Annotated in this window: 7 protein-coding genes, 1 tRNA gene and 1 other annotated feature (1 of these 9 cut by a window edge); of the genes, 1 reads left to right on the top strand and 7 read right to left on the bottom strand. The window is 48.2% G+C overall.

The window, feature by feature from the left end; translation table 11 throughout:
- Positions 1 to 229 (bottom strand) — a binding site (T-box leader) (it extends 20 nt beyond the left edge of the window).
- Positions 230 to 305: 76 nt separating this feature from the next.
- From SCJ97_09730 to SCJ97_09760, 7 genes are read right to left on the bottom strand one after another with little or no spacing between them, the layout of a single operon-like run.
- The gene (locus SCJ97_09730; GenBank protein MDW7740314.1) at positions 306 to 1847 is read right to left on the bottom strand and encodes an acyl-CoA carboxylase subunit beta; all 1542 of its coding nucleotides are present in this window, start codon (positions 1845 to 1847) and stop codon (positions 306 to 308) included.
- Positions 1848 to 1892: 45 nt separating this feature from the next.
- Positions 1893 to 2291 carry a methylmalonyl-CoA epimerase gene (gene mce / locus SCJ97_09735; GenBank protein MDW7740315.1) on the bottom strand — a complete coding sequence of 133 codons (399 nt, stop codon included), beginning with the start codon at positions 2289 to 2291 and terminating at the stop codon, positions 1893 to 1895.
- A gap of 16 nt (positions 2292 to 2307) precedes the next feature.
- Positions 2308 to 2712, bottom strand: coding sequence for a cobalamin B12-binding domain-containing protein (locus tag SCJ97_09740; GenBank protein ID MDW7740316.1), 405 nt, complete (start codon positions 2710 to 2712; stop codon positions 2308 to 2310).
- A gap of 31 nt (positions 2713 to 2743) precedes the next feature.
- Positions 2744 to 4417 (bottom strand): methylmalonyl-CoA mutase family protein, encoded by a 1674-nt coding sequence (locus SCJ97_09745; GenBank protein MDW7740317.1) that lies wholly within the window; start codon positions 4415 to 4417, stop codon positions 2744 to 2746.
- Positions 4418 to 4463: 46 nt separating this feature from the next.
- Positions 4464 to 5330 carry a succinate--CoA ligase subunit alpha gene (sucD, locus tag SCJ97_09750; protein MDW7740318.1) on the bottom strand — a complete coding sequence of 289 codons (867 nt, stop codon included), beginning with the start codon at positions 5328 to 5330 and terminating at the stop codon, positions 4464 to 4466.
- Positions 5331 to 5377: 47 nt separating this feature from the next.
- Positions 5378 to 6484: an ADP-forming succinate--CoA ligase subunit beta gene (gene sucC / locus SCJ97_09755; protein MDW7740319.1), complete on the bottom strand. Its 1107-nt coding sequence runs from the start codon at positions 6482 to 6484 to the stop codon at positions 5378 to 5380.
- A gap of 30 nt (positions 6485 to 6514) precedes the next feature.
- Complete coding sequence (locus tag SCJ97_09760) at positions 6515 to 8203, bottom strand: sigma 54-interacting transcriptional regulator (protein ID MDW7740320.1); 1689 nt, start codon at positions 8201 to 8203, stop codon at positions 6515 to 6517.
- 189 nt (positions 8204 to 8392) lie between these two features.
- Here SCJ97_09760 and SCJ97_09765 point away from each other — a divergent pair.
- Positions 8393 to 8479 (top strand) — tRNA-Leu (locus SCJ97_09765).
- Positions 8480 to 8627 lie beyond the last annotated feature (148 nt).

An 8627-nucleotide genomic window follows, 5' to 3' on the forward strand; every position in this document is an offset into this window, starting at 1 on the left:
GGTACCACCTTTATTGATCAACAAAATGGTTGATCCACTTACGCTGTTTTCACGAAAAACAGCCTTGATAACGGTATAAAACCGGATCGGCCTACACACCGGTAATTCTAACCGGCTTCAACCGTCACCTCCGGGGTGCGCTTCGCCGCCTGTTTCTGGTCCGGACTTCCACCAACTCCGGCTCGCTAGGCCTCCACAAAACGGATACTCTCCCCATCAACGGATTCATATAACATTGAATGTTATTTTATAACATTCCGGACAGTTATGTCAATAGCTGTTTCTGCTATTTATGATCGAACCCTTTACAGCGGTATATTGCCGTGTTTACGGACCAGCCTCTGTTCACGCTTATGTTCTACCATTTCAAGGCCGCGGATCAGGTATTCACGGGTCTGGCGGGGGTCGATAACTTCATCGATCCACCCCCTGGCTGCAGCAATATAAGGATTGGCATATTTGTTCTTGTACTGGTCAACCAGTTCATTACGTTTCTGATTTGCATCTTCAGCCTGATCGATTTCACGCCGGTTGACAATATTAACCGCACCTTCCGGGCCCATCACAGCAATCTCTGCCGAGGGCCAGGCCAGGCATAGGTCCGCACCCAACGACCGCGAATTCATCGCAATGTATGCCCCACCGTAGGCTTTCCTGAGGATGATCGAGATCTGGGGAACAGTGGCTTCTGAATAAGCGTAAAGGACCTTGGCGCCGTGACGGATAACTCCTCCCCATTCCTGTTCAACACCGGGAAGGTAACCGGGAACATCCACAAAAGTAATCAGGGGTAAATTAAAGCAATCACAGAAGCGGACAAAACGGGCAATTTTATCTGAAGAATTAACATCAAGGCATCCCGCCTTAACCTGGGGCTGGTTGGCAATAATCCCGACCGGCCTGCCGTTAATCCGGGCAAAGCCGACTACCGCATTCTGGGCATAGCCGGCATGAACTTCCATCAGATCACTGCCATCAACAATTCGTTTGACTACTTCGCGAACATCATAAGAGCGGTTTGGGTTATCGGGAATAATCGAAACAAGATCTTCCGCACTTAACTCGGGGAGAAGAGGCTCAACCAGGGGAGGGTCATCCACGTTATTGGAGGGAAGAAAACTGAGCAGCCTGCGGATCTGGCTGAAGCAGTTCTTTTCATCTTCAGCAAAGAAATGAGCCACCCCGCTGGTCTGGTTGTGGGTAGCCGCTCCGCCCAGATCTTCGGCCGAAACTTCTTCGCCGGTAACAGCCTTGATAACCTGGGGACCGGTAATAAACATATTCCCCGTACCACTGACCATAAATATAAAGTCGGTGATCGCGGGAGAATATACGGCGCCCCCGGCACAGGGACCCATGATAACTGAAAGCTGTGGAATTACTCCGGAGCAAAGAGTGTTGCGATAGAAGATTGACCCGTATCCATTCAGAGCATATACCCCTTCCTGTATACGAGCCCCACCTGAATCATTGAGGCCGATAACCGGTGTGCCGTTCTGAGCAGCCAGATCAAGGATACGGCAGATCTTTGATGCATGCACTTCACTGAGCGAACCACCGGCCACAGTAAAATCCTGGGCATAAACATATACACTACGCCCACTTATTGTCCCGTAACCGGTAACAACCCCTTCGCCGGGATTGGGGTAATCGAGGCTGCTGGCATCTTCCAGGCCGGTCTGAGCAAAGGTCCCCAGCTCAACAAAGCTGTTTTCGTCGAGCAGCAGTTCAAGTCTTTCCCGGGCTGTAAGTTTCCCTTTCCCGTGTTGATCATTAATTCTTTTTTCTCCACCACCGGCTGTTGTTAGCCGGCGACGCTCTTCAAGATGCTTTAACTTTTCATCCAATTACTTCACCACTTTCTGCAAAAAATTCAAACCCTGCAGCCATGATCATCGTTCGCACAATTCGATCAAAATGCCACCGGTTGATTTAGGATGAAGAAAGGCTATCCTGGCCCCACCTGCGCCATACCTGGGTTTTTCATCAATCAATTCAACACCCTTATCTTTAAGCTGAGCAAGTTTCTCTTCAATATTGGTGACCCGGAAAGAGAGGTGATGAATACCTTCACCCTTTTTCTCAATAAATTTTCCAACCGGTCCATCGGGAACGGTTGATTCAAGCAGTTCTATTTTGCTCTCACCTACCGGGAAAAAAGCGACCTTAACCTTCTGTTCGTCAACTACTTCGGTCCCTTTGAATTCTATACCGATCTGATCCCGGTAAAAACTGATTGCTTTTTCCAAATCCTTTACGGCAACACCAATGTGGTCTACCTTCTCGAACAAAATAACCACCCCTGCCTTATTGATTTTGCATAATCCTGTCTTTTATAAAACTAATTATATTTTCGGTGGACGAACCGGGCGTAAACACTTCTGCAATGCCCTGATCTTTTAAGTAAACTATATCTTCTCTCGGAATAATCCCACCAACAATGACAATTATATCATGGCTCCCCTGTTCACGCAGCATTTCCAGCACCGGGGGAAGCAGCTGCATATGGGCACCGGACAATATACTTAAGCCGATTACCTGAACATCTTCCTGAAGGGCTGTTTCTACAATCTGTTCCGGGGTTTGTCTCAACCCGGTATAGATCACTTCCATACCGGCATCACGCAGCGCCTGGGCAACTACTTTGGCTCCGCGATCATGACCATCAAGACCAACCTTGCCAACAAGCACCCGCAAAGGTTTTTCTGCCATTATCTTAATCCTCCTTATGCAGCCTGAATATTTATAAGGTTATCTGCTGCTGATATTCGCCAAATACATCCCGTAAAACACCGCATATTTCACCCAGTGTCGCATACGCTTTAACAGCATTCAGTATATGGGGCATAGTGTTTTCAGATGTTTTGGCTGCCTTGCGTAACTGCTGCAGCGCTTCTGAAACCTTGCCCTGATCACGGCTGAGGCGGACTTCTTTTAACCGTTCAACCTGGCGCTGGCTCGTGGCCGGGTCCATCCTAAGCAAATCGATAGGTTGCTCGCCGCTGACGGTAAAGCTGTTCACACCAACTACAACACGTTCTTTCGATTCGACCTCTTTCTGGTAGCGATATGCGCTGGCCTGGATCTCTTTCTGAATAAATCCCTTTTCAATTGCTTCCACCGCACCGCCAAGGTCATCGATACGTTTAATATATCTGAGCACTTCTTCCTCGATATGATCGGTAAGTTTTTCGATAAAATAAGAACCTCCCAGCGGATCGACCGTATCGGTAGCCCCTATTTCATAGCCGATAACCTGCTGAGTGCGCAGGGCAAGCAGCACGGATTGTTCACTGGGCAAGGCCAGCGCTTCATCCCGGGAATTTGTATGCAGCGACTGGGTTCCCCCGAGGACAGCGCTCAATGCCTGGTAGGCAACCCGCATCAGGTTTACATCAGGCTGTTGGGCAGTAAGTGTAGAGCCGGCTGTCTGGGTATGGAAGCGCAGCATCATGGAACGCGGATTTTTGGCGCCGAACCGTTCTTTCATCAAGGCTGCCCATACCCTTCTGGCCGCCCTGAACTTGGCAACTTCTTCAAAGAAGTTTGAATGGGCGTTAAAGAAGAATGAAAGGCGCGGACCGAACTGATCGACTTCCATGCCGGCCGCAATAGCCGCTTCAACATAAGCAATGGCATTGCTCAGGGTAAAGGCAACTTCCTGAACAGCCGTGGAACCCGCCTCCCTGATATGATATCCACTGATGCTGATTGTATTCCAGGCCGGAATATTCTCACCGGCAAAAGCGAAGATGTCAACAATCAGGCGCATCGATTCCCGCGGGGGGAATATATAAGTTCCCCGGGCGACATACTCTTTAAGTATATCGTTCTGGATCGTTCCGTTTAATTTATCCATGGGGATACCCTGTTTTTCGGCAACGGCCATATACATGGCCAGCAGGACGGCTGCGGGGGAATTAATAGTCATTGAGGTGCTTACTTTATCCAGCGGTATCTTTTCCATCAGGATTTCCATATCCGCCAACGTATCGATGGCTACGCCAACTTTCCCCACTTCACCGCGGGCCAGGGGATGATCGGAATCGTACCCGATCTGTGTCGGCAGGTCGAAGGCAACACTCAGACCGGTCTGCCCCTGATCCAGTAAATACCTGAATCTTTCATTGGTTTCTTCGGCGCTGCCGAATCCGGCATACTGGCGCATGGTCCACAGACGGCCCCTGTACATGGTCGGCTGTATACCCCTCGTGTAAGGGTATTCGCCCGGCCAGTTCAGTTTGTCGGTATAATCAAAACCATCTAAACTGAGCGGGTCATAAACTGTTTCAAGTTCGAGATCTGAATCAAGTTTGAACTGCTTGCGCTCAGGATATTTCTCCAGAATCTCATTCAGCTTCCCGAGCCATTCTTTTTTTCTCTCATCTAATTGTATTTTGTTGTCCTGATCAGACAATTTACCTGAATCCTCCTCTCATAGTTAATCTCATTAATGTAATTTCTTATAGAATATTTTTCAGCAATCCGGGCACTTCGGTCGGCAGTTCGGCAACACGGACACCGGCTGCGGAAAGAGCTTTCACTTTGCTTTCAAAAGTACCGCGGCCCCGCTCGATAATAGCTCCGGCATGACCCATCCTTTTGCCCGGAGGTGCGCTTTTACCCGCAAGATAGGCAATAACCGGCTTTTTCATCGAGGAGCTGATATAGGCTGCCGCCTCTTCCTCGGCGCTGCCGCCGATTTCACCAACCAGGATAATCGCTTTCGTTTCCTGATCTGCTTCAAATTGCTCTAGGACATCAATAAAATGCATACCCACAATCCGGTCCCCTCCAAGCCCTACAACACTTGTTGTCCCGATGTTATGTTCTGTTAACTGGCCAACAATTTCATAGCACAAGGTTCCGCTGCGGGAGACAATGCCGACCGGACCGGGAATAAAATAGCGGTTAGGCATGATCCCGATTTTCGATTTACCGGAAGATACCAGGCCGAAGGTATTTGGACCGACAATTACCGCCTCTTTCTGCTTCGCATAGGCCATAATATCCATTGCGTCATGCAGGGGAATATGTTCAGGGATCAAGACTAAAATTTTCAAGCCCGCTTCCAGCGCTTCGTAGGCGGCGTCACGGACAAATGGCGCGGGTATGAATAAGATACTGGCATCCGGCTTCTGCTCTTCTACGGCAGCAAATACAGTATCGTAAACGGGAATACCTTCCACCGATTGACCGCCTTTTCCGGGAGATATGCCACCGACAATATTTGTTCCGTAAGCGAGCATCTGGCCCGTATGGAAAGAGCCCTGTTTGCCGGTTATCCCCTGAACTATAACACGTGTTGATTGATCTATATAAATTGACATTTACTAAACTCCCTTCTTATCTGCTCGATGATCTGTCCCGATTACTATCAGGCCCGGGAAAGTTCGACAGCATGTCTTACAGCATCATCCATCGAACTGAAAGCCTGAATACCGGCTTTTTCAAGAATAGCCCGGCCTTCCGTCTCGTTGGTGCCGACCATGCGGAATGCTACCGGCAGGTCTATGCCTTTACTCTCTCTCGTTTTGACAAAGGCTTCTGCAACCACATCACAGCGGGTGATTCCGCCAAAAATATTGATCATCAATACCCTGGGGTTCGTTCCCAAGAGTAGTTCAAGCGCCTGGGCTGTCCGCTCGATATCAGCCCCGCCGCCAAAATCAAGAAAGTTTGCCGGTGAGCCGCCATAATGCTGGACCATATCGAGGGTAGCCATGGTTATTCCGGCCCCGTTGGCCATTACAGCAATATCTCCCCCGAGTTCCACGTAGGCCAGATCGAGTTCCTCTGCTTTAAGTTCAAGGGCAGTTTTCTCCGTTACCCTGGGAAGCTGCGGGTGCCGGTAGAGAGCATCGTCATCGATGGTAACTTTCGCGTCGGCCGCAACCAGTCCTTCAGGGGTCAGCGCGAGGGGATTTATTTCGGCCAGTTCTGCGTCAAGTTCCCTGAACATCTTGTAGAGCTTGGGCAGAAATTTTAAAAATTCTTTCTGCAGATTCCCGCCTACTCCCATCAACCGGCAAATTTCACGAATCATGTAGTTCTGCAGACCGATAGAAGTGTCAACCGGCCACTTGATCATTCTCTCTTCGGCCACTTCCTCAACATCCATTCCTCCATCCAGCGAGGCAAGAACCAAGGGACAGCGGGCTGCTGGATCAACTGTAATCGCCAGGTAAAGCTCCTGTTCAATGTTTAATTTTTCTTCCACCAAAATCTTGTCAACTGTTACATCATTTAAGCGCATCTTCAGAATTTTTTCCGCTTCATCTTTCGCTTCAGCCGGGGTTGCAGCAAAGGCAATGCCTCCCGACTTACCCCTTTTTCCGGATAGAACCTGCGACTTTATAACAACTTCTCCAAACTCAGCCGCAGCCTCAGCTGCTTCTCCAGCACTTTCCACCAATTTTCCCCGGGGCACGGGAATGTCATAACGATAAAAGAGTTTTTTGCCCAGATATTCATAAAGTTTCAATTTAAATCCCCCATTCTGTTCATTAATCTTCTAATCGCTGTACTTTTTCAATTTATTATAGAGGGTTGCCAAAGAAATATTCAAAGCCTGTGCTGCCTTCTTTTTACCTTGCAGTGACTCACCATATCTGGTTAAAGCCAGTTTTAACATCATCTCTTCCATTTTATCGATTGGAAGAATCTCGTCAAAAAGTGGAGCTTCCCGGACACTCTGCCGCCCGATATAGGGTGACAGGTGATGAAATTCTATTGTATTGCTGTCAGAGACTACTATCGCCCGCTCCATAACACTTTTCAATTCGCTTATATTTCCGGGCCAGTCGTAGACAGTTAGCTCCTGAAGGGCCCGTGGGGAGATTTCGCAAACTTTCTTACCCAGTTTTCTGTTCAGGCGATCCATCAGAGACGCAGCCAACAGGGGTATATCCTCTGTCCGTTTTCTAAGCGGCGGAATATTAATACTTAACTGCCCCAGCTTGCGGTAGAGAGCTTCAGAAAAATGGCCCTGCATGAAAGCTTTGATCAGATCTTCACTGGCTGAGGCAATAATCCTCACATTAACCGGAATCGCCTGATCGCCGCCTATTCTGGTGAAAGATTTTTCTTCCAAAACTGAAAGCAGTTTATTCTGCAGGTAAGGGTTGAGGGAATTTACTTCCTTGATAAAGAGGCTGCTCCCTTCAGCCAGTTCAATTTTGCCCAGTCGTGTTCTCAATATACCGGGCAGTGCCCCTTTCTCACAACCAAAAAGTTCAATCTCCTGGACTGAATCGGGAACCGCAGAACAATCCAAAATAATCAAGGGTCTTTTATTTCTGCTGCTGCTGTTATGGATGGCCGAAGCGAAAAGACTTTTTCCCGTGCCGCTTTCACCGCTGAGCAATAAAGTTGACTCGCTCCTAGATGCCTTGCGTGCTTTATCTACCGTGGCCAGAAAAACTTTACTGTGCCCGGTTAGCGACTCAAAGGTAATCCGGTTTCCCGATATCTGGTCAATCTGGGCATACAGGTTGTCGATAATTACATTGCTGTGCTTCAGTTCATCCATTAACCGGAGGATATCTCCGACAGGCTGAAATACCACAACGGCCCCCATTAGTTCACCATCAACAATTATGGGCGACGCGTTGGATACAACATCGGCGTCTGAACCGCCCACGTAAGTTCTGTAACCGGTAACCGGTTTCTGCTGGATCAGTGACTGGGCCAGCGCCCCGTGGGGAGAGACATCAAATATGCTGTGGTTGATCCTTTTTTTCTCCGGTATTCCCGTTACCCTGGTGAATGCCGGATTAACGTACTTAACAATTCCTTTGTTATCAACTACCTCGATCGCATCCTGAACCGAATTCAGAATCGCGTAAAGCTCGCCCTTGACCAGCCGTGTTTCCAACAGTTGTTCTCCCGAATTAACTATAGCGTCCAGGACCGACCGCGGTTTGATCTCTTCCAAGCGGATATGTTCGTTCAACTTTTCTCTCAGATAATCGCTTACCGCAGGTTCTTCCGTTCCATCAATAATTGTTTCCAGGCCGGGCAGTGCTATGATCTTATCAATATCTGCCGTTACATAGTATTTCTGCCGTTCCGATTCGCTTAACCAGTCAATTTCACCATCAGGACAGGCAACGCCCAGCAGATCGACTTCGGCACACTGCTGCAGCAACCTGAACAGGTTAATTCCTTTTTGCCCACTGACTACCAAAGCCGTTTTAATCAACTGGCAAGGCACCCGCCTTTCTTTACCTTAGAATATTCGTAAAAATTAGAAGAACTCCTGCCAGGCAGGCTTTATTTTAAGGAACTGCCCTTCTAAATTTTTTAATATCTCACTTGGAAGTAATTGAATCGGGCTTTGAAAAGTTGAATTATAGGGGGAAACCATTTATAATAAGGGAGATGTGATCGAGCGGGCGTGGCGGAACTGGCAGACGCGCTGGACTTAGGATCCAGTGGGAGCAATCCTGTGGAGGTTCAAATCCTCTCGCCCGCACCATATACATTCATCAATCAGATAACCCACTAATAAACATGTAATTTAAAAATAACCTGCTTGTAATGCTCCTGTAAACTTCATGCTTTAAAATAGAAAGTGAGTTGACCCCCTCTTTTTATATATATATCGGGCACAGTAAAAACTGTGC

The sequence above is a fragment of the Bacillota bacterium genome (assembly GCA_033549065.1).
Taxonomy (GTDB): domain Bacteria; phylum Bacillota; class Dethiobacteria; order DTU022; family DTU022; genus JAWSUE01.

What these genes read in the sequence shown, in the direction of transcription:
- SCJ97_09740 (MDW7740316.1), bottom strand. Translation starts at nt 2,712, where the DNA reads ATGGCAGAAAAACCTTTGCGGGTGCTTGTTGGCAAGGTTGGTCTTGAT.
- sucD (MDW7740318.1), bottom strand. Translation starts at nt 5,330, where the DNA reads ATGTCAATTTATATAGATCAATCAACACGTGTTATAGTTCAGGGGATA.